Source organism: Hymenobacter psoromatis (assembly GCF_020012125.1).
Lineage (GTDB): Bacteria > Bacteroidota > Bacteroidia > Cytophagales > Hymenobacteraceae > Hymenobacter > Hymenobacter psoromatis.
In genome coordinates this window covers 3,089,229-3,113,790 of sequence record NZ_JAIFAG010000001.1, presented here as the reverse complement: position 1 = coordinate 3,113,790, position 24,562 = coordinate 3,089,229, and the positions used below count along the sequence as shown (strand labels likewise).

Annotated in this window: 26 protein-coding genes and 1 pseudogene; 16 read left to right on the top strand and 11 right to left on the bottom strand. The window is 61.5% G+C overall.

Annotation, left to right across the window (positions count from 1 at the left end):
* Window positions 1-179: 179 nt before the first annotated feature.
* Window positions 180-950: a hypothetical protein gene (locus tag LC531_RS13560; protein ID WP_223651049.1), complete on the top strand. Its 771-nt coding sequence runs from the start codon at window positions 180-182 to the stop codon at window positions 948-950.
* A 60-nt stretch (window positions 951-1,010) separates the two neighbouring features.
* The gene (locus tag LC531_RS13555) at window positions 1,011-1,793 is read left to right on the top strand and encodes a hypothetical protein (protein WP_223651047.1); all 783 of its coding nucleotides are present in this window, start codon (window positions 1,011-1,013) and stop codon (window positions 1,791-1,793) included.
* Window positions 1,794-1,799: 6 nt separating this feature from the next.
* On the opposite strand, the gene LC531_RS13550 is transcribed toward LC531_RS13555, so the two are convergent.
* The 4 genes from LC531_RS13550 to sucD form a co-directional block, all read right to left on the bottom strand.
* Complete coding sequence (locus LC531_RS13550) at window positions 1,800-2,348, bottom strand: beta propeller repeat protein (protein WP_223651045.1); 549 nt, start codon at window positions 2,346-2,348, stop codon at window positions 1,800-1,802.
* A gap of 15 nt (window positions 2,349-2,363) precedes the next feature.
* The gene (locus LC531_RS13545; protein WP_223651043.1) at window positions 2,364-2,762 is read right to left on the bottom strand and encodes a hypothetical protein; all 399 of its coding nucleotides are present in this window, start codon (window positions 2,760-2,762) and stop codon (window positions 2,364-2,366) included.
* A gap of 149 nt (window positions 2,763-2,911) precedes the next feature.
* Window positions 2,912-4,114, bottom strand: a complete 1,203-nt coding sequence (locus LC531_RS13540; RefSeq protein WP_223651041.1) for a hypothetical protein — start codon at window positions 4,112-4,114, stop codon at window positions 2,912-2,914.
* Between the two features lie 98 nt (window positions 4,115-4,212).
* Window positions 4,213-5,094, bottom strand: a complete 882-nt coding sequence (gene sucD / locus LC531_RS13535; RefSeq protein ID WP_223651039.1) for a succinate--CoA ligase subunit alpha — start codon at window positions 5,092-5,094, stop codon at window positions 4,213-4,215.
* 135 nt (window positions 5,095-5,229) lie between these two features.
* Here sucD and LC531_RS13530 point away from each other — a divergent pair.
* Window positions 5,230-6,204: pseudogene (locus LC531_RS13530) on the top strand (PLP-dependent cysteine synthase family protein); the annotation flags it as partial.
* Window positions 6,205-6,275: 71 nt separating this feature from the next.
* Window positions 6,276-6,692, top strand: coding sequence for a response regulator (locus LC531_RS13525; protein ID WP_223651037.1), 417 nt, complete (start codon window positions 6,276-6,278; stop codon window positions 6,690-6,692).
* Between the two features lie 53 nt (window positions 6,693-6,745).
* Here LC531_RS13525 and ade read toward each other — a convergent pair whose 3' ends face one another.
* Window positions 6,746-8,416 carry an adenine deaminase gene (ade, locus tag LC531_RS13520; RefSeq protein WP_223651035.1) on the bottom strand — a complete coding sequence of 557 codons (1,671 nt, stop codon included), beginning with the start codon at window positions 8,414-8,416 and terminating at the stop codon, window positions 6,746-6,748.
* A gap of 314 nt (window positions 8,417-8,730) precedes the next feature.
* Between ade and LC531_RS13515 the strand changes: the two genes are divergently transcribed.
* The 3 genes from LC531_RS13515 to cmk all read left to right on the top strand — a co-directional run bounded on the left by LC531_RS13515 (window position 8,731) and on the right by cmk (window position 10,574).
* Window positions 8,731-9,324 (top strand): hypothetical protein, encoded by a 594-nt coding sequence (locus LC531_RS13515; protein ID WP_223651033.1) that lies wholly within the window; start codon window positions 8,731-8,733, stop codon window positions 9,322-9,324.
* Window positions 9,325-9,425: 101 nt separating this feature from the next.
* A complete protein-coding gene (locus tag LC531_RS13510; RefSeq protein WP_223651031.1) occupies window positions 9,426-9,833 on the top strand; it encodes a hypothetical protein in 408 nt (135 codons plus the stop codon).
* Window positions 9,834-9,866: 33 nt separating this feature from the next.
* Window positions 9,867-10,574, top strand: coding sequence for a (d)CMP kinase (cmk, locus tag LC531_RS13505; RefSeq protein WP_223651030.1), 708 nt, complete (start codon window positions 9,867-9,869; stop codon window positions 10,572-10,574).
* 58 nt (window positions 10,575-10,632) lie between these two features.
* Here cmk and LC531_RS13500 read toward each other — a convergent pair whose 3' ends face one another.
* Entirely contained in the window at window positions 10,633-11,568 is a 936-nt protein-coding gene (locus tag LC531_RS13500; protein WP_223651029.1) for a hypothetical protein, read from the bottom strand.
* 86 nt (window positions 11,569-11,654) lie between these two features.
* A complete protein-coding gene (locus LC531_RS13495) occupies window positions 11,655-13,121 on the bottom strand; it encodes an MBOAT family O-acyltransferase (RefSeq protein WP_223651028.1) in 1,467 nt (488 codons plus the stop codon).
* Window positions 13,122-13,276: 155 nt separating this feature from the next.
* Between LC531_RS13495 and LC531_RS13490 the strand changes: the two genes are divergently transcribed.
* Window positions 13,277-14,161, top strand: a complete 885-nt coding sequence (locus LC531_RS13490) for a 4-hydroxy-3-methylbut-2-enyl diphosphate reductase (protein ID WP_223651027.1) — start codon at window positions 13,277-13,279, stop codon at window positions 14,159-14,161.
* A 98-nt stretch (window positions 14,162-14,259) separates the two neighbouring features.
* Here LC531_RS13490 and LC531_RS13485 read toward each other — a convergent pair whose 3' ends face one another.
* Window positions 14,260-14,721: an O-acetyl-ADP-ribose deacetylase gene (locus LC531_RS13485; protein ID WP_332874876.1), complete on the bottom strand. Its 462-nt coding sequence runs from the start codon at window positions 14,719-14,721 to the stop codon at window positions 14,260-14,262.
* A gap of 160 nt (window positions 14,722-14,881) precedes the next feature.
* Here LC531_RS13485 and LC531_RS13480 point away from each other — a divergent pair, with 160 nt between their 5' ends.
* The 6 genes from LC531_RS13480 to LC531_RS22735 all read left to right on the top strand — a co-directional run bounded on the left by LC531_RS13480 (window position 14,882) and on the right by LC531_RS22735 (window position 18,922).
* Window positions 14,882-15,181, top strand: a complete 300-nt coding sequence (locus LC531_RS13480) for a 2TM domain-containing protein (RefSeq protein WP_223651026.1) — start codon at window positions 14,882-14,884, stop codon at window positions 15,179-15,181.
* Between the two features lie 149 nt (window positions 15,182-15,330).
* Window positions 15,331-15,837 (top strand): ATP-dependent zinc protease family protein, encoded by a 507-nt coding sequence (locus LC531_RS13475; RefSeq protein WP_223651025.1) that lies wholly within the window; start codon window positions 15,331-15,333, stop codon window positions 15,835-15,837.
* Between the two features lie 127 nt (window positions 15,838-15,964).
* Complete coding sequence (rimK, locus tag LC531_RS13470; RefSeq protein ID WP_223651023.1) at window positions 15,965-16,900, top strand: 30S ribosomal protein S6--L-glutamate ligase; 936 nt, start codon at window positions 15,965-15,967, stop codon at window positions 16,898-16,900.
* Between the two features lie 97 nt (window positions 16,901-16,997).
* Complete coding sequence (locus LC531_RS13465; RefSeq protein WP_223651021.1) at window positions 16,998-17,954, top strand: succinylglutamate desuccinylase/aspartoacylase family protein; 957 nt, start codon at window positions 16,998-17,000, stop codon at window positions 17,952-17,954.
* Window positions 17,955-18,035: 81 nt separating this feature from the next.
* Complete coding sequence (locus LC531_RS13460; protein WP_223651019.1) at window positions 18,036-18,728, top strand: OmpH/Skp family outer membrane protein; 693 nt, start codon at window positions 18,036-18,038, stop codon at window positions 18,726-18,728.
* 62 nt (window positions 18,729-18,790) lie between these two features.
* Window positions 18,791-18,922 carry a hypothetical protein gene (locus LC531_RS22735; RefSeq protein ID WP_262903287.1) on the top strand — a complete coding sequence of 44 codons (132 nt, stop codon included), beginning with the start codon at window positions 18,791-18,793 and terminating at the stop codon, window positions 18,920-18,922.
* Between the two features lie 251 nt (window positions 18,923-19,173).
* Here the strand turns inward: LC531_RS22735 and LC531_RS13455 are convergent, their stop codons facing one another.
* The 3 genes from LC531_RS13455 to LC531_RS13445 form a co-directional block, all read right to left on the bottom strand.
* Window positions 19,174-20,178, bottom strand: coding sequence for an alcohol dehydrogenase catalytic domain-containing protein (locus LC531_RS13455; protein ID WP_223651017.1), 1,005 nt, complete (start codon window positions 20,176-20,178; stop codon window positions 19,174-19,176).
* Between the two features lie 98 nt (window positions 20,179-20,276).
* Window positions 20,277-21,140, bottom strand: coding sequence for a rhomboid family intramembrane serine protease (locus LC531_RS13450; protein ID WP_223651015.1), 864 nt, complete (start codon window positions 21,138-21,140; stop codon window positions 20,277-20,279).
* Window positions 21,141-21,223: 83 nt separating this feature from the next.
* On the bottom strand, window positions 21,224-22,057 hold the full coding sequence (locus tag LC531_RS13445; protein WP_223651014.1) for a hypothetical protein: 834 nt from the start codon (window positions 22,055-22,057) through the stop codon (window positions 21,224-21,226).
* Window positions 22,058-22,274: 217 nt separating this feature from the next.
* Between LC531_RS13445 and LC531_RS13440 the strand changes: the two genes are divergently transcribed.
* Together LC531_RS13440 and LC531_RS13435 are read left to right on the top strand one after the other, a co-directional pair.
* Window positions 22,275-22,565: a hypothetical protein gene (locus LC531_RS13440; protein ID WP_223651012.1), complete on the top strand. Its 291-nt coding sequence runs from the start codon at window positions 22,275-22,277 to the stop codon at window positions 22,563-22,565.
* 65 nt (window positions 22,566-22,630) lie between these two features.
* Window positions 22,631-24,445, top strand: coding sequence for a glycoside hydrolase family 10-like protein (locus tag LC531_RS13435; protein WP_223651010.1), 1,815 nt, complete (start codon window positions 22,631-22,633; stop codon window positions 24,443-24,445).
* Window positions 24,446-24,562: the final 117 nt, after the last annotated feature.

Genomic DNA, 24,562 nt, shown 5'->3' with positions numbered 1-24,562 from the left:
TTAAAAGTCCGATAGTTTTTCCCTAAAACGAGTTGCTACGCGTGCAGAAGCCCGAAAACGAGGCTGCTAAAACCCATCAGCAAGTAGATAAAAAGTCTGATAAACAATAAAATAGATTTGCGCGGTGCCGGGCTTGGCGCGGTATTTTAAGGCATCGCTCACGCTCAACTACTACGCGCATGGCACTTACTCGATTATTCGCCGTGGGCCTAGGCTGCGGCCTGCTGGCTAGCACTGGCTGCACGGTGTACGCCCCCATGCAGCCACTGATGCCCCTGGTGCGCCAACGCGGGCAACTCGAAGCCGGAGCCAGCACGCAGTTTACCGGGCGGGTAGAGGCCACGGGGGCCTACTCGCCCGTGCGGCGGGTGGTGCTCACGGCCGGCGGCACCCTGGCCCCCAAGCTGGGCGACCGTTACTTTTTAGTTACCAGGCAGTATGAGGTAGGAGCCGGCCTGTACCAGCCGCTAGGCCCGCGCTGGCTGCTGAGCGGCCTAGCTGGCTACGGGCAAGCGTATTGCCGGCGCGGCTACGTTGACCTAGGCATTTTTGGCCCCGGCGTATATAGCGAGTACGAAGCGGCGTATGCCAAGCGCTTTGGTCAGCTCGGTATTGCCTACGGGGAGGATAGTCGGGCCATAAGCCTGACCTACCGCCTGGTGCGCATCAATTTCGACTACCTCCGCGATGCCGACTACGGCCCGCTGCCGCTGCCGGCCATGACCCGGCACGAATTGGCCCTTTCCAACCGCCTCGGCTTTGGTGCCCGGCCAACGCCCCGGTGGCTGCTGACCTCCGCGGTGGGCCTCTCACTGTCGGGCACGGCCCGGCTGGATGATACAGGCACTTCCTCCCCGTACCACGTGGTCTACGAGGCCAATCGCAACCTACTACCGGCCTTTTTTATGAGCCTGGGGGTAGTTTTCCGCCCGGCGCGGACCAGGCAATAGCTTAGCCTATACCGGCCGGGCTCTCCGGCATTTCCTTCTAGATATTCTTATTTTGCCCTTGTGAAAAATTTACGCTACGCCTACCCCCTGGCTGGCGCGCTGGCCTTGCTCAGCAGTTGCGCCGTGTACGCGCCCACCGTGCCCGCTACCCCCCTACTCGCGCGGGGGCAGGGGCAGCTGACCGCCAGCCTGCGCGGCCTCAACGCCCTGGAGGCCGGCGCAGGCTGGGCCCCCACTAGCCATCTGCTGCTCACGGCCGAGGCCGCCCTGCAAAGCAGCACCACTACCGAAACGGCCAATAACGTCACTACCACCTACCCCGACTACCACCGGCAACTCAGCCTGGGCCTGGGCTACTACCGGGCAGCCTCCGACCGTTCGCCCTGGTACCGGGCGGCGGTGGCGGGGGTAGGGCTGGCCAGCGTTAACCTCTACAGCGTTGATTTTTTCGTGCCTTCCGCGTTCTTTCCCTTTCCGCTGCCCTACGTTTCGGGGTTTTATGAGGCGCGGTACCGGCGCTACTATGGGCAGCTCTACGCGGCGCGGCCGCTGGGCCCCGGCGTGCAGGCCGGGGCCTCGGTGCGCGGTACCTGGGTCGATTACACCCAGCTCACCTTCGACGGCCAAGCCCTGCGCCCCACCAACCGCTTTTTCCTCGAACCCACGCTGTTTATGCAGGTAGGGCACGGCGTGGTGCAGGGCCTGGGCACGCTGGGCCTGTCGCTACCCACGCGCCACGAGGCCGGCAACCCCCTGGACAAGCGTACCTCGCCGGTATCGGGGCTCGTTAGCGTGGGCGTGATTTTCCGGCCCGATTTGCTATTCCGGCGCGGGGCACAGTAGCAGGGATTAGGGTTTCGTCTCGAAAAATTTGCTAACGGGGCGCTTGAACAGGCCGCTAGTAGTGCCTACATACACCGTATCGCCGAGCTGTTCTAAACCGGTTATCTCGCTTTGCCCAAAACCATCGTTTTTCAAGGCTCGAATCCTGTAGTTGGAATCCTTCCAATTTAGGGTATAAATCTGATTGTCACTTCCTTGGGTAACAACAACTAAGCTGTCACTAGCAGTATAGTAGCTCGTAAAGTTAAAGGCATCAGGCGTACCGGTGGCGCGCTGCCAGGTTTGGCCATCGTCTTTTGACAGTAAAACAGCATTGTATTCCTCTACCCCATATATACTTCCTTGCCGCTTATAGAAAATATCCGTGTAGCTGTACCCAAATACTTTTTTAATAGCGCCATCTTCCGTCACCTTATATAAGCCAGCACCGCAGTTGACAAGAAAATAATTGTCAATGGCTACCATGCACCGGATGGCGCTGTAAGCTGCTGTAGGTGAGGCGATACGAATAGTGCGGGACTGTGACTGCAACTCGCCTGCTCCATCCAAGCTCACTTTTGACAATACCAGTCAGATGTCCGTGCCCGCCCCGGCGTGATAGCCGAACAGGAAGAAGTTGTCGCTATTAATCGTTCCGAAGGGTAGCCAATAGGTGTGGGAAGGATTTAGGCTGGTAGCCTCGGGGTCTAGTTGTCGCAAGTGAATAAGCTTGTTAAAGCTATTCTGCACTGGTTCGGTGGGGCGGATAAGCCGAACAATAGAATCTTGAAAAGGAACGACTAAAAAAGTGTTGCTTATTAGTATCTTAATGTAAACGTCGCTGGGCAAGAAGGCATCAACAGTTATGTAGTAGCCAAAGCGACGTTTGACTGGTGGATTCTTCGGTGGTGTCAAAATACCCAGCAGGCCCGGGGTTTGGAGGAAAATGGAATTGTCATCCTTCCCCATCCCCAAAATAGTATTCTCCAAATCATATAGCCGCTTGATTTACTGCCAGCTATACACTTTATTCACTTCTTGCACCACAATCTTCTCCACCTCCTTTTTGCAGGCGGTACCTAGTAGCAACCCACCAACGAGCAGTATGGAATGAAATTGACGCATGAGGAAAAAGCAGGTCACTTATTACTCTCAAAAAATTTGCTGAGCGGGCGCTTAAACAAGCCGCCGGTGGTGCCCAGGTACACGGTGTCGCCGAGCTGCGCCAGGTCAGCGAAGTCATTGTAACCCAGGCCGTCATTCTTCAACTCGCGCAGGCGGATGCTATTGGCGCTCAGCCAGCGCAGGGTGTAGATACTGTTAGTGATGATGCCATGCGTAATGCCTACCAAGCTATCGCCCACCGGGTAGAAAGTTGAGAAGGTGAGTGCCTGATTGAAGCCCGTGATTTGCTGCCAGGTTTCGCCATCGTTTGTAGAAGTATAGAAGGTAGCATCACCGCCAGAACCCTGCTGAAGGGAATAAACCGTGCCCTTCCATTTATAGATGGTGGTTGGGCTTACCGGGCCACTCGTGAAGTTGGGCGGGCCATTTACTTGCTTTACCGTTCCATCTTGGTAAATTTTATAGAGTCCGGCATAATCACACCAAACCAAAAAATAATCATCAATAGCCCAAAAGCTCTTAAAGCTGAACTGACTTGGGCCGGGGGTAGGGAGGCGAATAAGCTGCGAGCTTATCTGCGTGGTGCTGGTAGTGGTTGAGCCGGTAACAGACGTATTGACGAGCTTTGTCAATATCAGGTGAAAAGCATTTTCCTGCGTGTTAGTCGTGCGGTAGCTGCAGAGCAGGTAGTTATTGCGATTAATAACTCCAAACGGGTAGCGCGAACCAATCAGAAAATTCTCAAACTGCGTGGCGGTGGGGTCCAGGCCGTGCAAATGCAGTTGAGTGCCCCGGTCAAAAAACTTGGTTGGGTAAATGGTTAGTATCGTGTCAGAATTGACGTCGCGGTAGCCGTTTGGATTGGCGTAGAAGTTTGCGTTCATCGGCACGGCATTGCGCACGTCCCACGGCAGGGGGTCGGGTACCCAGGTGCGCGATAGCTTGTGGCCAAAGCCCGTGTAATAGCCATTAGCAACCTGCTCGGCGGAGCCCGGAATGGGCGAAAGCACCTCAAAGCTCCCCGTTTCCTGCAAATTGAGGGTGTTCGTCCCCGGCATCACCCGCAATACATTACGCTGGTAGTTGACCAGATACTTTACTTCCGTCCAGCTGTACGCTTTATCCACCGGTACGGTAATCGTTTCGATTTCCTTCTTACAGGCCGTGGCCAGCACCAGGAAAGCCAAGGGGAAAAGAGGCTTGGTAAGCGTTTTCATAGGGGTAGGGAAGTAGATTGGTCAGTGTATATAAAAGTACCCAAAAAAAGCCCCGGTAAGTACCGGAGCTTTCTCTGTAATAACAATGAAGAACGGGCCTATTTCCCGCCCAGCACTTTCAACATCGTTTCGCCAATTTCGGCGGGCGAGTCCACCACGTGGATACCGCACTCGCGCATGATGGCCATTTTAGCGGCGGCCGTGTCGTCGGCTCCGCCCACGATGGCGCCGGCGTGGCCCATGCGGCGGCCGGGAGGCGCGGTTTGGCCCGCGATGAAGCCCACGACGGGCTTCTTATTGCCGGTTTCCTTAATCCAGCGGGCAGCTTCGGCTTCCATGCCGCCGCCGATTTCGCCAATCATCACGATGCCCTCGGTTTCGGGGTCGTTCATCAGCAACTCCACCGCCTGCTTGGTGGTGGTGCCGATAATCGGGTCGCCGCCGATGCCGATGGCCGTGGTCTGGCCCAGGCCGGCCTTGGTGAGCTGGTCCACTGCTTCGTAGGTCAGCGTGCCCGATTTTGACACGATGCCGATTTTACCCTTCTGGAAGATGAAGCCGGGCATGATACCCACCTTACACTCGCCGGCCGTAATGACACCGGGGCAGTTGGGGCCTACCATCGTAACGCCCGGCCGGTCCTTGAGGTAGTGCTTCACCGCAATCATGTCCTTAGTCGGGATACCTTCGGTGATGGTCACGATGACCTTAATCCCCGCCTGGGCGGCTTCCAGAATGGCATCGGCGGCGAAGGCCGGGGGCACGAAGATGATGCTGGTATCGGCCTGGGTGGCGGCTACGGCGTCGGCCACGGTGTTGAACACGGGGCGGCCGAGGTGCTCGGTACCGCCCTTGCCGGGCGTAACGCCGCCCACTACCTGGGTGCCGTAGTCCATCATTTGCTGCGCGTGGAACGAGCCTTCGGAGCCGGTGAAGCCCTGCACGATGACCTTGGAATCTTTATTGACGAGAACGCTCATGGGCGGCTAGCTTGTTAGGAATGAATGGGGCAAAAGTAGGGCCGGCGCGGGCAACGCACCCCGCCCGGCCGCCCACTCGGCAGGCTCCGTACCTTTGCCGCCTCATTAGCTCCCTACCCCTCCCCACCTGGCAGTATGTACTACGACCATATTATTGACACGCTCGGCAACACGCCGCTCGTGAAGCTAAACAAAGTTACCCAAGGCATAAAAGGTACTATTCTGGCTAAAGTTGAGTACTTTAACCCCGGTAACTCGGTGAAAGACCGCATGGCGCTGCGTATGGTCGAAGACGCTGAAAAGGCCGGCCTGCTGAAGCCCGGCGGCACCATTATCGAGGGCACGAGCGGCAACACGGGCATGGGCCTGGCCCTCACCGCCATCGCCAGAGGCTATAAGGCCATCTTCGTGATGAGCGACAAGCAGAGTAAGGAAAAGCAGGATATCCTGCGCGCTGTGGGGGCCGAAGTGGTAGTGTGCCCCGTCGATGTGGCCCCCGACGACCCGCGCAGCTACTACTCCGTGGCCCGCCGCCTCAACCAGGAAACGCCCAACTCCTTCTACCCCAATCAGTACGATAATCCCGGTAACACCGCCGCTCACTACGAGACCACCGGCCCCGAACTCTGGACCGGCACCGAGGGCCGCATCACGCACCTGGCGGCGGGGGTAGGCACGGGCGGCACCATCTGCGGCAGCAGCAAGTATTTGAAGGAGCAGAACCCGGCTATTTTTACGCTGGGCATCGACACCTACGGCTCAGTTTTCAAGAAGTACAAGGAAACCGGCATTTTCGACCCGAACGAGATTTACCCCTATAAAACGGAGGGCATTGGCGAAGACATTTTGCCGAAGAACGTGGACTTTAGCGTCATCGACCAATTTATTAAAGTCACCGATAAAGCTGCCGCGCTGATGACGCGCCGCCTGGCCCGCGAGGAAGGCTTGTTTGTGGGCTGGAGCTGCGGCTCGGCCGTATTTGGCGCGTTAGAATTTGCCCGTGAGCATCTTACGGAGCAGGATACGATGGTCATCATCCTACCCGACCACGGCACGCGCTATCTGGGCAAGATTTATAACGATGACTGGATGCGCGCCCAGGGCTGGCTTTAGCTAGCCGGCCGCTTGCGCGAATGGGGCCGCCGGTCTATCTTCGTTAGCCTAAACCGCACTACTTTTCTATGACGGACGCGCTTAACCATATCGTGTTGATTGAGGACAACGAAACGACGAGCTTCCTGAATAACCGGTTACTGAGCCGGTTGGGGGTAGCCAAACAGGTCAGCTCGTTTTCGAAGGCCGATGAAGCCTCGCAATTTTTGTGGGGTAACGAGCCAGCCGACCAAGCCACGCCCGACTTGGTATTCGTGGATTTGAAAATGCCCGGCATGAGCGGTTTCGACTTTCTGGAGCATTATAGCCGCCTGCCCACTGAAGTGCAGGAGCGCACCGTGGTGGCCGTGCTCACCACCTCCATGCACTCCGCCGATACCGCCCGCGTGGCCCTATACCCCAACGTAGAATATCTCACCAAACCGCTCACCGAGGAAAAAATGCAGCGCCTGCTAGCCAAGCGCTTCGCGCTCAGTAATGGGTAGCAGGCAATGAGTAATGTTGTTCAATCAGCTTGAACGACATTACCCATTGCCTATTACTCATTGCCTATAAACTCAAACTTCTCGCCGTCGAACAAGCCTTTGTCGCTGAGTTTGAGACTGGGAATGACTAGCAGGGCCATGAACGAGAGCGTCATAAACGGCGCTTGCAGGCCCGAGCCGAGCTGGGTTTTGGCAAAAGTATCGAGGGCCGAGTAGGCGGCCGCTACTTCGGGGCCGGGGCGGTCCGACATGAGGCCGGCCACGGGCAGGGGTAGTAGGTGCGCTTCGGCGGCGGTGCCCACGGCGGCCAGGCCGCCCTGGGCCGCCACCACCAGGTTGATAGCGCGAGCCAGGCTCTCGTCGTCGTAGCCCACGGCCGTAATGTTGTGCGAGTCATGGCCCACGCTGCTGGCCAGCGCGCCCCGCCGCAGCCCAAAGCCCTTGATGAATGCCACCGCTGGCGGCGCGCCCGGTTCATAGCGGTTGAGCACCACCAGCTTCAGCACGTCCTGGGCCGGGTCGGGCTGCACTAGGCCGTGGGCGAGGGGTAGGGGCAAGTTGCGCCGCGCCGTAATTAATTGGCCATCAAAGCACTCAATGACGGGATAAGTGATGGTTGGTTGTGGAGTATTGGCTGATACTTGAACCGCTAACGCAGCGGCTTTAATGGGCTGAGCGTGGAAATTATTGACCACCGCCACCGGCGCGGGGGGTAGGAGGCACTGGCCGTTTTCGGCCACCAGCACGCCATCCAGGTAGGTTTGCTTCACCTGAAAATCGGTTAGGTTATTGACCAGAATAAAATCGGCGGGGTCGCCCACGCGCAGTTGGCCCACTGGTAACTTATAGTGAGCCACGGGGTTGAGGCAAGCTACTTGCAACACGTCGAACACCGAGTAGCCCAGCGCCACGGCCCGCTGCACGAGTTGGTTCAGGTGGCCCAGCAGCAACGTATCGGGGTGCTTGTCGTCAGAGCAGAACATCAGATTCTCGTAGTGATGGGGCAGCAGTTCGATAAGCGCGTCGAAGTTGCGGGCCGCCGAGCCTTCCCGAATCAGGATTTTCATGCCCGCCGCCAGCTTGTCACGCGCTTCAATGGCCGTAAAGCACTCGTGGTCGGTGCTGATGCCGGCGCTGGCGTAGCGGGCGGCATCTTCGCCCTGGAGGCCGGGCGCGTGGCCGTCCACGGGCCGGCCGTAGTGGTGGGCCAGCTCGATTTTTTCGAGCACGCCGGGGTTGCGGTTAAGCACGCCCGGCCAGTTCATCATCTCGGCCAGGTAGCCGATTTTTGGGTTTTGAAAAAGCGTTTCAATGTCCGAAGCTGTGATTTCGGCCCCGGCTGTCTCGAAGGGGGTAGCCGGCACGCAGCTGGGGGCGCCGAAGCAAAATTTGAACGGCACCTGCGCCGCATTATCCAGCATATACTGCACGCCGGCCACGCCCAGCACGTTGCCAATTTCGTGGGGGTCGCTCACGGTGGCCACCGTGCCGTGCGCCAGCGCCAGCCGCGCAAACTCGCTGGGAACCAGCAAGGAACTCTCTACGTGCACGTGCGCATCCACAAAGCCGGGTAGGGCGTAGGGTAGGGCCGGGTCGGGGCCGCTGGCCCCGGTTACGGGCTCAATGGCCGCCACCCGGCCGGCCGCTACCCGCAGCTGGGCCGAAAAAATAGCGCGGGCCGGAATATCCACCACATTCACCGCAAGCACGAAATCAGACTGCATATCGTTCAGAGAAAAATCCGGCCCACGCGCCGGAGCGGCTTGGGCCGAAATGAAGTATTTTTGTAAAAAACCGCGCCGTGAAGCTATCGCTAAACATTCATGTACCAGCCCGGCCGGCGCTGCTGCTGGCCCTGGCTACCCTGCTGGCAGCCAGCGGCTGCGCCCGTCACGGCTCACTCCAGCAAAAAACGCGCTGGTATAAGCACCACAGCGGGGGAAAGGCAGTGCCTTGCCCTTGTGGGCATTAATAATTTGACTTTCATGGGTTTTGGCATTATGTTAGCCGCTGCTTAGTAGTAGTAGCGTGCTAACTTATGAAATATCTTTACGGAATAGGATTATTTTTATTAATCACCGCGCCGGCGCTCGCGCAGCAGCCCGCGCCGCATCTGCCGCCCACGGGTTTTCGCGGCGGCTCTTACCACCTACTCAATGGGGACTGGCAGCATGCCAAGCTTCAGTACGATACGCAGAGCCTGCGCGTGAGTGATAAGGACCACAAGCCGGATGCCCCGCTGGTGTACTCGGCCGAAAGCGTGCAAGCCTTTGTCATGGGCCGCGACACGTTTTCGCTGGCCCGCGAGGTGGATATTCCGCGGCCGGCTCAGCATTTCAACATCTTGTTTGTGCGGCAATTATATCGGCGCGGGGGCTTTCAGGTGAGCGAATACGTGGCCCTACCCCCCGCCCCCGAGCCGCCGCTGGTATACACGGTGCTGGTTGCACCCGGCCAACCCACGGCCGTGCTGCCACCCGGCAACGTAGGTTTCCGGCTGGCACTGGCCAAAGCCGTGCGTGATTTTGAGGTGCTCTCGCATCAGCTGGAACTGGACCCCAGTATCGTGCCCGCGCAGCTGCCCGAGCTGCTGACCGTCTACGGCAACTGGAAAGCCGGCCAGGCGAAGTGAGTTCCTGGTTCCTAAGTTTGCCTTTTGTGAAAAGCGTCTCTCCTTCAACTAAGAACTAGAAGGAACCAGTAACTCGAAAAAATTAAAAACCGAAAAAAGTTATGCCCGAAAACTCGTCCGAAGTCAATGCCCTGCAAGCCGCGGCCGAGCAGGTGCGCCAGCAGCTCGGCCTGGCGGCTTTCAATGCCGAGGCCGTGCAGGAACTGGACCATTTTATTGAGGTGCAGCGCGTTGAGCTGGCTCAGCAGGCTAATGAGCGCGAGGGCGTAGTGTCGGCGCTGGGCTGCTTTTTGGGGCAATGCCTGGTGAGTGCCTACCATGCCGAGTGGGCCGCCGGCCCCGACGGCAGCACGGGGATAGGGCTGGCCAACCGGCTTTTTTTTAACCCGTTTTATTTAGTTAATCAGCAGTTCGATAGGGGCACGGTGGCTTCGGTGGCGGCCTTTTTTCAATCGGTACCGCAGCGGCTGGTGGGCGCGGCCGGGGCCCGCAAGCGCTGGATTTCGTAATCTTGCGGGGCCAATGGCCGTTTCCGCGCGTTTATGAAAAACCTCGTCATCGCCATTGATGGCTACTCTTCTTGTGGCAAAAGCACTACTGCTAAGGCAGTTGCTGCCGCGCTACACTACGCTTACCTCGATACCGGGGCCATGTACCGGGGCGTAACGCTTTTTTTACTGGAGAATAATATCGCCTTCGATGATATGCCTCGCATCGAGCAGGTTCTGCACGATGAGATTCACCTCAGCTTCAAGCGCAACCGCCGCACCGGCCGCAACGAGCTGTGCCTGAACGAGGTAATCCGGGAGGATGATATTCGCCAGATGCGCGTCTCCAACTCGGTAAGCGAGGTGTCGGTTATTGCGCAGGTGCGCCACGCGATGGTGGCCCAGCAGCAGCGCCTGGGTCGCAAGCGGGGGGTAGTGATGGATGGCCGCGACATCGGCACCACCGTTTTCCCCGATGCGGAAGTTAAAATCTTCATGACCGCCGACGTGGAAGTGCGCGCCCGCCGCCGCCAAGATGAGCTAACCGCCGCCGGCCAGGACGTGCCGCTGCCCGACATCATAGAGAACCTGCGCAAGCGCGACCACATTGACTCGACCCGCGCCGAAAGCCCCCTGCGCCGCGCCGCCGATGCCGTGCTGCTCGACACCACGCACATTACCATCACCGAACAGGTTGATTTCGTGCTGGATAAGGTATCGTCGGCCCTGTTCGCAGCGTATGCGCATAAAATTAATGGGTAATGACAAGTGACTGATAACTAAGTAAGCACGTCATGCTGACGAAGGAAGCATGACGTGCTTACTTAGTTATTAACCCAATATCCGCCGCCAGCCGGGTGCTGAACGCCCGCGCCGCGCCGCGCCAGAGGTGGTTGCCGTCGGTAGTGAGGTAGGGCTGGCCGGCGTAGTTGAGGTAGGGTACGCCCAGGGAAGCGCTGGTTTGCCGCATGAGTTGGTCGAAATCAGGTTGATACATGCTTTCGATACCCGTCATGGCCGCGCCGGTGGGCACGCGCACCAGCACCACCTGGCCGTGCGGCTTCAGAAAAAGAATGAGTTGGCGCAGGCTGGCCAGCCGCGCCGCCGAGGGCTGGCTGGTGCGAGCCAGCTGGCGGTAGGTAGCCAGGCGCTCGGTTTCGCGCTGGCGGGTGCGGGCAGGGGTAGTACTGGGCGAGGGCAGCGCGATTTCGAGCCAGCCATCGGGCTGTAGGCGTTCGGTGGCGGTGGCGGTGTCGCGCAGCAGGGCACGGTAGAGCGGGAAGTTCAAGTAGTGGGCCAGGTAGCCAAAATTAGGGTTCTGGCTTACCTGGCGCAGTTGCCCAATCATGAGCTGGTCCTCAGGAAACGCCACTGGCTTATATGCCCCCGTGGGCCGCGCCACCGACAGCGACCACGGGTCTACGGCCAGCACGAATAGCCCGTGGCGGGTGTCCGGGTTCAGTTTGTGCCGGATGCTGGCCAGGTAGGCCGGCCCGTAGGGCGACTGGTAGAGCGTGAACGCATAGTTGAGCCACGGCCCGGCGTAGCGCCCGCCCAACTGCGCTTTCAGCACGCCCGGCAGCACCCCCTGCGCTGCCCGCGAGGTGCCCAGCACCAGCGAAGCCGCCGCCGGCGCGGTAAAGCGAGCGTAAAACGCATCGAGGTAGGGCCGCCGTAGCGCCGGTCCCAGCACGAGCACCGCTACCAGCCCTACCCCCCCCAGCAGCAGCAAGAGCTGCGTAAGTAGCTTGCGCATAGTTGATTGTTGATAAGTTGTTGTTAACTGTTAGCCGTTTGTCATTGCCGCGCTGCGTTCGCAATGACAAACGGCTAACAATCAACTCAAAACTGAAAATAAATAAACTGCGTGCTATTAAAAAACCCAAACAACACAATAGCCAGCAGCAGTGCCGCGTAGCCAGCCCAGCGCACGGCCGGAATGGGCCGGCCCCAGCGGGCGGCCAGGGCTGGCAGCTCCAGGCGTAGGTCCACGGCTAGCAGCAAGGCCCCGGCGGCCAGCGTCACGGCGACTTCGGGGGGGTAGTTGAGCAGGAAATGGCCGATGGTCAGCACCGCTTCGTGGCGCGTGAGCTGGGCCCAGCCCCGGAATAAATGGGTGCTCACGTACCAGGCATCGGCCAGCGAATTGGCTCGGAAGAATATCCAGGCGTAGGCCACCAGCGCCAGGGTAGCGGCCACGCCCAAGCCGTGCAGCAGGCGCGGCCGGGCGGCCAGGCCCAGCCCGCGCGCCAGCGCGGCGCGGGCTGGCTGCGTGAGGCCCTCCATTACTAAATACAGCCCGTGCAGCGCCCCCCAGGCCACAAACGTCCAGCTGGCCCCGTGCCAGAGGCCACTTAACAAGAAGACCGCGAACAGGTTAGTGTAGCGCCGCACCAGCCCGCGCCGGTTGCCGCCCAGCGGAATATACACGTAATCCCGAAACCAGCCCGAGAGCGATAGGTGCCAGCGCCGCCAGAAATCGCCCACCGAGGCGGCAAAATACGGCTGCCGGAAATTGAGCACCATCTGGTAGCCCAGCACCCGCGCCGCGCCCCGCGCCAGGTCGGTGTAGCCCGAAAAGTCGGCGTAAATCTGGATGGTGAAGCCGGCCACGGCCAGCAGCAGGGGTAGGCCCTGGTACTGGCGTGGGTGGTCGAAGATAGGTGTCACCATCTGGGCCAGGCGGTCGGCAATGACGACTTTCTTAAACATGCCCCAGGCCATGAGGCGCAGGCCGCTCGCCACCCGGCCATAGTCGAAGCCGTGGGCCCGCCGAAACTGCGGCAGCATCTGCGAGCCCCGCTCGATGGGGCCGGCCACGAGCTGCGGAAAAAACGCCACGAACAGCGCGAACCGCCCCAAATTCCGCTCGGCCGGCAGCCGGCCCTGGTACACGTCCACGACGTAGCCCACCGACTGAAACGTATAAAACGACACGCCCACCGGCAGGGCCAGCGCCAGCGCCGGGGCCACAAATGGCAGGTGCAGCGCCGTGGCCAGCTCGCCGGCCGCGCCCCAGAAGAAATTGAAGTACTTGAAAATGAACAGCGTACCCAGGTTGCTGGCCAGGCTCAGGTAGAGCCAGGGCCGGCGCTGCCGCTTGGTGGCCAGCCGGCCCATGCGCACCCCACTGAGGTAATCGAGCAGGGTAGTGGCCGCCAGCAGCAGCCCGTACACGGGCCGCCAACTCATGTAAAAATAGTAGCTAGCCGCCAGCAGCAGCGGCCCCCGCCAGCGCGCCGGTAGCCCAAAATACAGCCCGACAACAACCGGAAAAAAGACGAGGAAGTGAAGCGAGTTGAACAGCATGGGTGGGGGTAGGGCGGCAAAGTTCGGGCGAAAGCCCGTTGCGCCGGCCCTACCCCTTGGCCCGGCCTTTGCAGAGGGCCGCGCAACCCCCCGGCCCCGGCCGTACCTTTGCCGGCTGCGAACCCCAGGGAGCAGCGGGGGGTTTACTGAGTATCATGCAGGTAACCATTGACAAAAATTCGGGCTACTGCTTCGGCGTGGAGTTCGCCATTCAGATGGCCGAAGATGAGCTGCGCCACAGCGGCGGCACGCTCTACTGCCTCGGCGACATCGTGCACAACCGCATGGAGGTCGAGCGCCTGCACCAGCAGGGCCTGCGCGTGATTGACCGTGAGGAACTCGGCACGCTGCACGACTGCAAAGTGCTCATCCGGGCGCACGGCGAGCCACCCGAAACCTACCAGCTGGCCCTGGAAAACAACCTGGAGCTGATTGACGCCAGCTGCCCGGTGGTGCTCAAGCTCCAGAACCGCGTGAAGCACGCCTTCGACGCCACCACCCGTGCCAACGGCCAAGTCGTCATCTACGGCCAGCCCGGCCACGCCGAGGTTATCGGCCTCACCGGTCAGACGCGCAACCAGGCGCTCATCGTGATGACTGAGGCCGACCTTGACCAGATTGATTTTAGCCGCCCCATCACGCTCTTCAGCCAAACCACCAAGAGCACGGCTGGCTTCTACAAGATGAAGGCCCTAATTGAAGCCCGCATCGCCGCCGCTGGCGGTTCGCTCGAAAGCTTCGATGCCAACGACAGTATTTGCCGCCAGGTGAGCAACCGCGAGCCGCAGCTCGCCAATTTTGCCCAGGAGCACGACGTTATTCTCTTCGTGAGTGGCCGCAAAAGCTCGAACGGCAAAGCCTTGTTTTCGGTAGTAAATGCCGTGAACCCGCGCAGCTACTTCATTGAGAACGAGCACGAAATTCAGGAAGAATGGTTGGTCGATGCCGCCTCGGTGGGTATCTGCGGGGCCACTAGCACGCCGCTCTGGCTCATGCGCCAGGTAGCCGACCGCGTGGAGGGTATTGAGGTAGCAGTATAAAAGCAGCGCGATGCGAAAGCTTCGCGCCACTACCCGATTTCCTGCTCATAGAGAAGCTTATTTTCCTGGTCGAACGCCACCAGCACTACCTCGCGCGGCTACTCGTGCGCCGCCAGCCACTGCCGTATCTCGCGCACGGCGATAGCCACCGCGTCTTTTCTGGGGTAGCCGTAGATACCAGTGCTAATGCCGGGGAAGGCCACGGAGTCAAGGTGGTTTTCCAGCGCCAGGCGCAGGCTATTGCGGTAGCAATTGGCCAGTAGTTCCGGCTCACCTTTCTGGCCGCCGTTCCAGACTGGCCCTACGGTGTGAATAACATACTGCGCCGGCAGCCGCCCACCGGTGGTGATGACGGCCTCGCCAGTTTTGCAGCCGCCCTGCCGGGCCCGGATTTTTCGGCATTCCTCCAAAATGGCCGGCCCACCGGCGCGGTGAATAGCGCCATCGACGCCCCCGCCGCCGAGCAAAGACGAGTTGGCGGCGTTGACGATGGCCGTGGCCGCCATCTTGGTAATATCGCCTTGCTCAGCGCGCAGGCGGGGGGTGGGGGAAAGAAGCATGAGGTGAAACGCGGGGGGTAGGGCCAGCTTGTACGCAACGCTTCGGGTGGCGTTTGGGTAGCTTCGGGGGGGTAGGGCGACGGTTCGGCAGCGGCCAGTTGCGAGGGGGTAGGGCAACAAATACTTTTGAGCATCCTCCACCCCTTAAACGCCCCAAGCCATGCAGCCGACCAGCCCTACCCCCGCCAGTATCCGCGAGCAGCGCCTGTGGCAGGTTGCCCGCGCCCGCGTGAAGTTTCAGAGCCACGCGCTCGTCTTCGTTCTCGTCAATGCCGGGCTGTGGCTGCTGTGGGCGCTGCTGCCCGAGAGCCACAGCCGCCACGAGCTACCCTGGCCCATCTGGACCAGTCTGTTTTGGGGTTTTGGGTTGGCGCTGCAAGGCTTTGCTGCTTATAGCCGCCTCAACTGCGGCGAGCGCACCCAGCGCGAATATGAGCGCCTGCTGACTGAAAGCCATTGAATTAAAAATTAAAAACGACTTTTAGCGGGGCCTAGCCGGGCGCGGCGGCTCTGCGATAGGTCATGGGGGTAGGGGCGGTCAGGGGCGGCCCGCGTATCTTTCTTCCCAGGAAAAGCATTTTCGATTTTTAAGTTAAAATTTCACGTAGTTTGAAAAAACCTTCTGCCCAGCGGGTGCTGGGCCGCCGCGAGCTGCTGGACTTGCCCGCGCTGGGTCTGGCCGGGGTAGAGGCCAAAGTAGATACCGGGGCCTATACCAGCGCCATTCACTGCGCCGACCTGCACCTTGCCCCCGACCCCGCCACCGGCCGGCCCGTGCTGCACGTGCGCCTGCTCGACCCCGAGCACCCCGCCACCGACGGCCGGCCGCTGGCCTTCAGTGAGTTCGCGCAGCGCGCCATCCGCTCCTCCAACGGCGAGGTGCAGTTGCGCTACGTTATCCGCACCGTGGCGCGCCTCTACGGGCAGGATTTTACTACCGAGTTTTCGCTCGCCAACCGCTCCGACCTGCGCCATCCCGTGCTGCTGGGCCGGGCGTTGCTGCGGCAGGGCCGCTTCGTGGTAGATGTGGCGCGTCGCCACGTGGCCTATCAGGCTGAGCGCCGGGCCGCTGCGCCCAATCCGCGCGCCGCGTCCGCACCCGGTGGGGCAGTTTAGCCGTAGTTTGGCACCGAAATTCAAGTCAAAAACTACTATTCGAGCCGGCTTAGGTTGGCTTATGGTGGAGCTTTAAGACCTAACCTTGCCACTGCCGCGCGGCCCGGAGCGCGGCTTAGCTACTCTTATGAAACTGGCAATTCTCTCGCGCGAGCCCAATTCTTATTCCACCAGGCGGCTGGTGGAGGCAGCCACCGCGCGCGGCCACGAAGTGCGGGTGCTCGACCACCTGCGCTGTAACCTGGTGCTCGAAAAAGGCCAGCCCAGCGTGCTCTACCGGGGCCAGCTGCTGGAGCGGCCCGACGCCATTATTCCGCGCATCGGAGCCTCGGTCACGTTCTACGGTACGGCCGTGGTGCGGCAATTTGAGATGATGAAGGTGCGCACGGCCGTGGATAGTCAGTCCATCGTGCGCTCGCGCGACAAGCTGCGCTCGATGCAAATCTTGAGCCGGGCGGGGGTAGGGATGCCCAAAACGGCCTTCACCAACGATACCGACGAGGTGCCCGCCCTTATCGAGCACGTAGGTGGTGCGCCCGTGATTATCAAGCTCTTGGAAGGCACGCAGGGCCTGGGCGTAGTGCTGGCCGAAAGCGCCAAGGCCGCGCAGTCCGTCATCGAGGCGTTTCACAACCTCAAGGCTCGTATTCTGGTGCAGGAGTTCATTGGGGAAGCTAAAGGTGCCGACGTGCGCGCCTTCGTGGTGGATGGCGAAGTGGTGGGAGCCATGCGCCGGCAGGGCCAGGAGGGCGAGTTTCGCTCTAATCTGCACCGCGGCGGCACCGGCACGCTCGTGAAGCTGAGCCGCGCCGAAAAAGCTGCCGCCCTGCTGGCCACCAAAGCCCTGGGCCTGGGCGTGGCCGGCGTGGATATGCTGCAAAGCAAGCGCGGCCCGCTGGTGCTCGAAGTCAACTCCTCGCCCGGCCTCGAAGGTATCGAGAAAGCCACCGGCCTCGATATTGCCGGCCGCATCATCGACTACACGGCCGCCCTCACCCTGCGCAAGCGTGGCGGCAAAGCCAAGCCCAAACGTAAAAAAGCGGCTCCCGACCCGGCGGAGTAGTGATTTTGCCCCTTGGTTAGAGGCATTTGTCCTTACCGCGCTGTGCTCGCAAGGACAAACGTATTCAAAGTCACCTTAGCGGGTTTTTTTCTGAATAATGCCTGACAACACGCTGACGATAAATGGCCTGCACATTCAGCCCGGCGAGCGGGTGCTCACGCGCCTGGTTATCTCGCGCCTACCCTCGGGCACGGTCATCGACGTGCCGGTGCACATTATCCGCGCTGCCGAGCCCGGCCCGGTACTGCTGCTGATGGCTGGCATGCACGGCGACGAGGTAAACGGCATCGAAACCATTCGGCGGCTCATCCGGCGCGATTTGCTGCGGCCCACGCGGGGCACCGTTATCGCCATTCCGATTCTCAATATTTACGGCTTTCTTAATTTCAGCCGCGAAGTACCTGATGGCAAGGACGTGAATCGCTCGTTTCCGGGGCACCCGCGCGGCTCGCTGGCCAGCCGGGTAGCGCACCGCTTCATGCGCGAGATTATGCCGCTCGTAGACTACGGCCTGGATTTTCACACCGGCGGCCGGGCGCGGGCCAACTACCCGCAGCTGCGTTGCCTGTTGGGCGAGGAGCCGGCCATTGATGCGCTGGCCGCCGCCTTCGCGGCCCCTTTCACGCTGCACGCGCGGCTGCGCACCGGCTCGCTGCGTGCTACGGCCCACGCCCTGGGTAAGCCCATTATCGTGTATGAAACCGGTGAGAGCCTGCGCTTCGACGAGCCGGGTATTGGGGAGGCCATCGCGGGCACGCTGCGCGTGCTGCACCACCTGGGCATGGGCCCCGCGGGCCCTACCCCCGCCCGGCCCAACGTGGTATGCCAGCGCCACCGTTGGCTGCGCGCCCGCTACGCCGGCCTGTTTCGGGCGCACGTGGCGCTGGGCGACTACGTAGAAAAAGGCCAGATTTACGGTTCCATCGCCGACCCCTACGGCGAGCAGGCCGTGCGCCTGGAAGCTACCCTCAGCGGCTACGTTATCGGGCTCAACTACATGCCCGTCGTGAACCAGGGCGACGCCCTGCTGCACCTGGCGGTACCCATGCAGTGAACAAGGAATACTGTCGTTTCGACTGCTTATGGAACGACAGTGTTCACTGCTCCCTGTTTACTGCGCACTACTTTTGCTACCATGAAAAATCCTGCTCAACTAGCTTTTAATGCCGTGCTGCTCGTAGCGGTGGCGATACTGTATTTTCTGCATTTCAATCAGCGCCCGGTTGCTGCGCCGGCCGCGGCCCCGGTAGCCGCTACCGCGGAGGCTCCCCCTGCCGACACGGCTATCGTGCCGGCCGCTACCCCTGCTGCCGCACCCGAAATACCCGCGCCGGCCGTAGTTGCCGCGCCCGCCGGCCCGGCCCCGGCGGCCGGAGCCATCGTGTACATCGAGTCGGCAAAGCTGCTCGATGGCTACCAGGGCATGAAGGACGCGCGCCATTCATTTGAGGCCAAGGCCAAAGGCTGGGAAAAGCAAAACGCGGCTCTGGTCAGCAGCTTCCGCACGGCCGTGGAGGCATACCAGAAATCGGCCCCTACCCTCACCGCCGAGCAGCGCGCCGCCGCCGAGCAGAAGCTCCAGCAGCAGCAGCAGCAAGGGGCCGTGGAGCAGCAGAAAATCCAGCAGCAGGCCCAGGAAGCCGAAGGCAAGCTGACGCAGACGGTGCTCGAAAGCGTAAACAAGAAAGTAGAAGCCTATGGTAAGACCCACGGCTACAAGCTGATACTTATTTCGGCACCCAGCGGCGGCGTGGCCTACGGCGAAAAAAGCCTGGACGTGACGGCGGCCGTATTGGCGTATTTGAACAGCGAATACCGCAAGAAGTAATGTCCCAAGGCATATATCTGCGCTTGGCCACCGCACCTTATTTCTTCTGATTATTTTGTGCTATGAACGTCGACCAACTTCTCGACCAGCTCGAACCCTTGCTATCGGAGGGCATGGCCATTTTGGACCAGCATACCGCGCTGCTCAATCGCCATACTACCCAGTTGAAGCAACTGGTTAATACAGCCTCGTAGCACAGCGACAGCATCAGCTACGTGCTGCGCGGAGTGATAGAAATAAAGGAAAACAGGTAATGATGCTCACCAATCAAGTGAGCACGGGAGGCCGGATGGGTTCGCTGCAAGACGAAGTACAAAAGATAGCTGGCAAAGTTGACCACGTAATAAGGCTACTGAGTGCTGGAGAATAAGTCGCTTTTTGCCCGATTCTTTTCAAAACAACGGCTGCCGGCCACCAGCATAGGACTGGCGGCTGGCAGCCGTTTTTAGCACGTCAGCACCACTTTGCCGAGCTGCCGGCCGGCTTCGAGGTAGCGCAGGGCAGCTTCGCCCTCGGCCAGCGGGAATACTTTATCCACCACCGGCACTAGCTGGTGCTCGTTTACCAGCGCCAGCATATCGTCAAAATCCTGCTCCGAGCCCATCGACGAGCCCAGGATGCTGAGCTGCTTCCAGAAGACTTTGGCGGCGGGCAGCTGCGGCACATTACCCAGCGTGGCCCCGTAGAACACGAGGCGGCCGCCCGGCGCGGCCACGTCGAGCAGGGTGCCGAAGGCTGCGCCGGCCGCGCTGTCAACTATCACGTCGAAGCCGCCGCCGGCCTGCTGCGTGAGGGTGCGGCCCCAGTTTTCGGCTTTGTAATTGAGGCCCCCGCGCAGGCCCAGGGGTAGGCCCAGGGCGCGGGCCAGCTTGTCGTCATCGCCCGACGTCACCCACACTTCGGCTCCGCGCGCGGCGCAAAACTGGGCTGCTTGCAAGGCCACGCCACCGCCTACCCCCGTTACCAGCACCCGTTCGCCGGCCTGCACCCGCGCCCGCCCGAAAGCGGCCCGGTAGGCCGTGAGGCCGGCCAGCGGCAGCGCGGCGGCCTGCTCCCAGCTCAGGTGCGCCGGGCGGGGCCGCACGTAGTGGGCCGGCACGGTAGTGTACTCGGCAAAAGTGCCGGGGTCGGGCATGCCCAGCACCCGAAAGTCGCGGCCCTGCGCCCGCTGCTCGTTGCCCCAGGCCACCCCTGGGTAAATAAGGACGGGCGCGCCCACGGCCCACCCGGTTACGCCCGCGCCCAGCGCCGCGATTTCGCCGCTGCCATCGGCCCCCAGTGTGCAGGGCAGCTTGATGCCCGCGTACTGGCCCTGCTGAATCCAGACGTCGCGGTGGTTGAGGGCGGCGGCGTGCAGCCGCACCAGCACTTCATTGGTGGCGGGCTGGGGGGTAGGAATTTCGCGCGCCACGGCGGGCTGGTGCGGGGCATCGAGTTGAAGAGCAAGCATGTTATGGCTGATTGATGACTTATGTAAAAGCGTTTGTCCTTGTGAACATATTGCACACCAGGCAAAGACGCGGCAATAACAAGTAGGTTTCTGAAGGCTTATTCTCCCTTCTCCATTCCAACTTGCAGAGGAATAGCCAGTAGCAAGCCCATGAGCAGGCCGCCGAAGTGGGCCACGTTATCAATATTGCCGCTGAGCCCCGAGATTAAATTACTAAGCACCAGGTATAAAACCAGGCCCAGCAGGCCACGGCGGTCCCACTTGTCCAGCACCAGCTTCTTGCCGAGCAGCAGCGCCAATAACAGGCCGTAGAGCCCAAAAATAGCCCCGCTCGCCCCCGTCGAGTTGATGCCGCCGCTGTGGTACCAGAGCGTGGCCACCGAACCCGCCACGCCGCTGGCCAGGTACACGGCCAGCAGCCGCCCGCCGCCGGTGCGCGCTTCGAGCAGCACGCCCAGCAGCCACAAGCTGGCCATGTTGAGCAGCAGATGCGTGAGGCCGCCGTGCACGAATAAGCTGGTAACCAGCCGCCAGGGCTGGTGCGGCCACGTCAGGCCCGACACGTTGGAGCCCCAGCGGGCCAGCTCGTGTCCGGTGGGCGCGCTGGCCGATACACCGCTCAGCGTCATGGCCAGCCACACCAGCACGTTGAGGTCGATGAGCAGTGGTACGGCCCAATACTGGCGCGTGGGCCAAAACAGGCTCCGCAGCGCCGGCCGCAGCACCTGCCCCCAGGTTTCGGCCGCTTCGGCCGCTTCGGCGGGTTCGGGCTCGGTGGCGGCGGGCGGGGGGGGTAGGGGCGGGGCCACCTCGGGCAGCAGGCCGCGGCGGCGCAGCTCGACCACGGCGGCCGCCCCCACGGCGGGCGGGTAGCGGCGGGCGTAGCGGGCCAGGTACAGCAGCTCGGCATCGGGGCGCTGGGCAAAGTGCGCGGCGGCCGCCTCGGGGGTCGAAAGGTCCATGCTACAAGGGGTTCCTGATTTCTAGTTGGGAATAACAGATAACTAGGAACTAGGGACCAGGGACTCAAAAAACCAGAAACTTCCTACTGAAAGTGCAGCACCGTGACGCGGTAGGGCCGGCCCGTGACGGGCGAGGTCTTGCGCAGGCCCGCCAGCCAGTCCTGCACTTCGGCGTCGCGGGCCAGCATCTCCTTGTCGGTCAAAAACTTGCGTCCGGGCAGCAGGCCCGGCATATTGGCCAGGATGTGCTGCTGGCTGCTGGCCGCCTGGGCCATGCGCTCGAACTGCCCCTGCATAGTAGGCCCGAAGCGGTAGCTGTACACGACAGCCTTGTTCCAGGCCCGCCAGTTTTCGCGCACCAGCAGTGCCTGCTCCGCAAACATGGGGCTCACCTGCCCGGCGTGGGCTTGGTTGGTCAGAAACTCGGTCTGGGTTTCGGCCGACCAAAAGCGGCGGCCCAGCTCCCGAAACTGCCGTAGGGCCTGCGCCTCCTGCTTTTCTGAGGTCGGCACGCGGACTAGCTGCGCCGCCACAATGGCATCGGTGTCGAAGCTGGGTAGGGGGTGGGCACGCACGCTTTCGAGCCGCAGCGAGTCGGGTGAGAGCTGGCCGGGCCGGTTGGCGGGGGTAGTTACCGGCGTGCGGGTGTGCCAGAGCCAGCCCGTGCCCGCCGCGCCCAGCACCAGCAGCCCCGCCAGCAGCGGCCATCGCCGGGTGGCGGGCGTGGGCGCGGGTTCGGCCTCGGCGGGGGAGTAGGGGGCGGGCGGCGGCAAGGCAGCAGCAGGCGCTACGTCCCGGCGACGCAACTCGCGCTGGGCCGCTTCTACCAGGTCGGCGTGGTAAAAGCCGGGGTTGTCCACAAAAAACTGGAGCTCGGTGTTGGTTTTGGCGCGTAGCGTGTCGGTGGGGGAAGCCATAAAAAAGCGATGGACGGCAGCCCGCGCCCATTTGGGCCCTAAGTTGGGTATAAATTCTCAAATACCGTTGCTAACCAGTCTGCACCGGGCTGCGTACAGCCTGCGTAGCCTTCTTCGCCTTTTCTTATTCCGGCTAGCCATCCTGAAAGCTACCAAGCCACCCAGTTTGCGCAATTAAATGATTGCCAGCTCATCACTAAATCTCAATCCCCAAAAAATGGTAACCCCCAACCCCGCCCCCGACTCTGGCCGCCCTACCCCCATCGAAGAAGGCAAGCAGCCCAGCACGGGCGGCCCCATCACCAACCCCGACGCTGACCAGGACCAGAACGCCAGCGGCAACCCCGAAACCGCTACCCAGGAGGATTTGGCCGGCAGCGACGGCGCGGGCATTCGCGGCGACTACGGCGACGCCGAGCAGACCAACGGCCTCGAAGGCGGTAAGGATTCTATGGCTGATGCGACGCCCGATAATGCTGGTGCCAAGCCGACCAACGCCAGCGAGTAGAAGGTAGGGTGCGGGGGCAGGCCCCGCACCCTACTCTCAATTCCCCCTGCCCGTACTTTGTGCTTGTGTTGAGTTTCTGGTTTTCCTACCCCCGCTTTTTCGTTTATTGTCTTCTGAGCTTATTGCCGCTGGCCGGGCGGGCGCAGGCTCCGCCTACGCTCGGGGCCATCGCGGGCGCGGAGGACCTACGGCCCGCGCCGCCCAAGCGCGAGTTGCGCGGCTTCTGGGTGGCCACGGTGGCCAATATCGACTGGCCCAACCAGCGTGGTGAAGCCCCCGAGCAGTACCGCCGCGAGTACCGCCGCCTGCTTGATGCCGGCCAGCGCGCCGGCCTCAACGCGGTGTTTGTGCAAATCCGGCCCGCCTCGGATGCCTTCTATAAGTCTGATTTAGAGCCTTGGAGCAAGTACCTGACCGGCCGCCAGGGCCGCCCGCCCGGCGACCACGACGACCCGCTGCCCTTCCTCATCGCCGAGGCGCACCGCCACAATATGGAGTTCCACGCCTGGTTCAACCCCTACCGGGCCACGATGGACACAGTGACGCGCACGCTGGCCCCGCTACACCCCTACAAACAGCACCCGGAGTGGTTTATTAAATACGGCGGCCAGTATTTATATAACCCCGGCCTGCCGGCGGTGCGCGCCCACATCAAGCGCGTTATTATGGACGTGGTGCGGCGCTATGATATTGACGGCGTGCACTTTGATGATTATTTTTATCCCTACCCCGAGCCGAAGCTGGTATTTCACGATGAGCAAGCCTATCGGGAGCAAAACCCCGATAGCCTGAAGCTGGCCGACTGGCGGCGGCAGAACGTGAACACGCTCATCCACGACCTGCACGACAGCATTCGGACGGCCAAGCGGTGGGTGAAATTCGGGATTTCGCCCTTCGGCGTGTGGATGAACAAGAGCGCCGACCCGCTTGGCTCCGATACCCGCGCCGGCCAGCCCAGCTACTCCAATCTCTACGCCGACTCGCGCCTGTGGCTGGAACAAGGTTGGGTGGATTATATTTTACCACAATTATATTGGAGTACTAAATTTCGGCTCGTGCCCTACGGCCCGCTGCTGGACTGGTGGACGCGCAACCACTTTCAGCGCCACCTCTACATCGGCCACGGCACCTACCGGATGCTCGAAAGCACGCGCTCGGACACGGCCTGGCGCACGGCCCGCGAGCTGCCCCGCCAGATTCGCCTCAACCGCGACTACCCCGCCGACGTGCAGGGAAGCGTATTTTTCTCGGCTAAGTCGCTGGCCACGAACCCGCTGCACACTACCGATTCTTTGCGCCTCGACCTCTACCGAACTCCGGCGCTGGTGCCTGTTATGCCTTGGCTCGATAGCCTGGCCCCGCGCCCGGTGCGTGAGCTAGTGCTCAGCCGCCAGGGCCAAGTGGCTACCCTCACTTGGCAACCCGACCTGCGCCCCGCCGCCGATGGCGACCTCGCTGCCTACTACGTGCTCTACCGCTTCGAGCGTGGCCAGGTGATGGGTCCCAACGACCCGCGCCGCATCCTCACGGTGCAGCGGCCTACCGCGCTGGCCCAGCCCGGCACCTTCGCCGATACCACCGCCGTGCCCGGCCTGGCCTACGCCTACTACCTCACCGCCGTGGACCGCCTGCATAACGAGAGCGTGCCAGTCCGCATTTTCAGCGAAGGCAAGCTGCCTGTGGAGATGCTGGCCGCCGCGCCGCCCGCCGAGGTTCCAGTGGCCGCGGCCCGTCCGCAGCCGCGCCCCTCGGTGGCCGCGCGCCCGCAGCCGCGCCCCGCCGCCCCAGGTGCAGAGGAAGCTGCCGCCAAAGCGAAAGTCAAAACCAAAGAAAAACACCGGCACCGTGGCTTCTTCGCCCGGCTTTTTGGGTTGGAGTAAGGGGGTAGAGAATTTAAAACTTATGGCTTAGGCAGCTTACTTGAGGTTGTTCGTCTTTGCGAGCGCAGCGCGGCAATCGCCCCAGAACGATGGACGAACGACCGGCGCGGGTTTCGT

Coding starts and splice junctions, on each gene's coding strand:
- LC531_RS13460 (WP_223651019.1), top strand. CDS start 18,036: ATGAAAAATCCTGCTCAACTAGCTTTTAATGCCGTGCTGCTCGTAGCG.
- ade (WP_223651035.1), bottom strand. CDS start 8,416: ATGCAGTCTGATTTCGTGCTTGCGGTGAATGTGGTGGATATTCCGGCC.
- LC531_RS13510 (WP_223651031.1), top strand. CDS start 9,426: ATGCCCGAAAACTCGTCCGAAGTCAATGCCCTGCAAGCCGCGGCCGAG.
- LC531_RS13560 (WP_223651049.1), top strand. CDS start 180: ATGGCACTTACTCGATTATTCGCCGTGGGCCTAGGCTGCGGCCTGCTG.
- LC531_RS22735 (WP_262903287.1), top strand. CDS start 18,791: ATGAACGTCGACCAACTTCTCGACCAGCTCGAACCCTTGCTATCGGAG.
- LC531_RS13525 (WP_223651037.1), top strand. CDS start 6,276: ATGACGGACGCGCTTAACCATATCGTGTTGATTGAGGACAACGAAACG.
- LC531_RS13440 (WP_223651012.1), top strand. CDS start 22,275: ATGGTAACCCCCAACCCCGCCCCCGACTCTGGCCGCCCTACCCCCATC.
- cmk (WP_223651030.1), top strand. CDS start 9,867: ATGAAAAACCTCGTCATCGCCATTGATGGCTACTCTTCTTGTGGCAAA.
- LC531_RS13540 (WP_223651041.1), bottom strand. CDS start 4,114: ATGAAAACGCTTACCAAGCCTCTTTTCCCCTTGGCTTTCCTGGTGCTG.
- LC531_RS13515 (WP_223651033.1), top strand. CDS start 8,731: ATGAAATATCTTTACGGAATAGGATTATTTTTATTAATCACCGCGCCG.
- LC531_RS13465 (WP_223651021.1), top strand. CDS start 16,998: ATGCCTGACAACACGCTGACGATAAATGGCCTGCACATTCAGCCCGGC.
- LC531_RS13455 (WP_223651017.1), bottom strand. CDS start 20,178: ATGCTTGCTCTTCAACTCGATGCCCCGCACCAGCCCGCCGTGGCGCGC.
- LC531_RS13495 (WP_223651028.1), bottom strand. CDS start 13,121: ATGCTGTTCAACTCGCTTCACTTCCTCGTCTTTTTTCCGGTTGTTGTC.
- LC531_RS13450 (WP_223651015.1), bottom strand. CDS start 21,140: ATGGACCTTTCGACCCCCGAGGCGGCCGCCGCGCACTTTGCCCAGCGC.
- rimK (WP_223651023.1), top strand. CDS start 15,965: ATGAAACTGGCAATTCTCTCGCGCGAGCCCAATTCTTATTCCACCAGG.
- LC531_RS13445 (WP_223651014.1), bottom strand. CDS start 22,057: ATGGCTTCCCCCACCGACACGCTACGCGCCAAAACCAACACCGAGCTC.
- LC531_RS13500 (WP_223651029.1), bottom strand. CDS start 11,568: ATGCGCAAGCTACTTACGCAGCTCTTGCTGCTGCTGGGGGGGGTAGGG.
- LC531_RS13485 (WP_332874876.1), bottom strand. CDS start 14,721: ATGCTTCTTTCCCCCACCCCCCGCCTGCGCGCTGAGCAAGGCGATATT.
- sucD (WP_223651039.1), bottom strand. CDS start 5,094: ATGAGCGTTCTCGTCAATAAAGATTCCAAGGTCATCGTGCAGGGCTTC.
- LC531_RS13490 (WP_223651027.1), top strand. CDS start 13,277: ATGCAGGTAACCATTGACAAAAATTCGGGCTACTGCTTCGGCGTGGAG.
- LC531_RS13480 (WP_223651026.1), top strand. CDS start 14,882: ATGCAGCCGACCAGCCCTACCCCCGCCAGTATCCGCGAGCAGCGCCTG.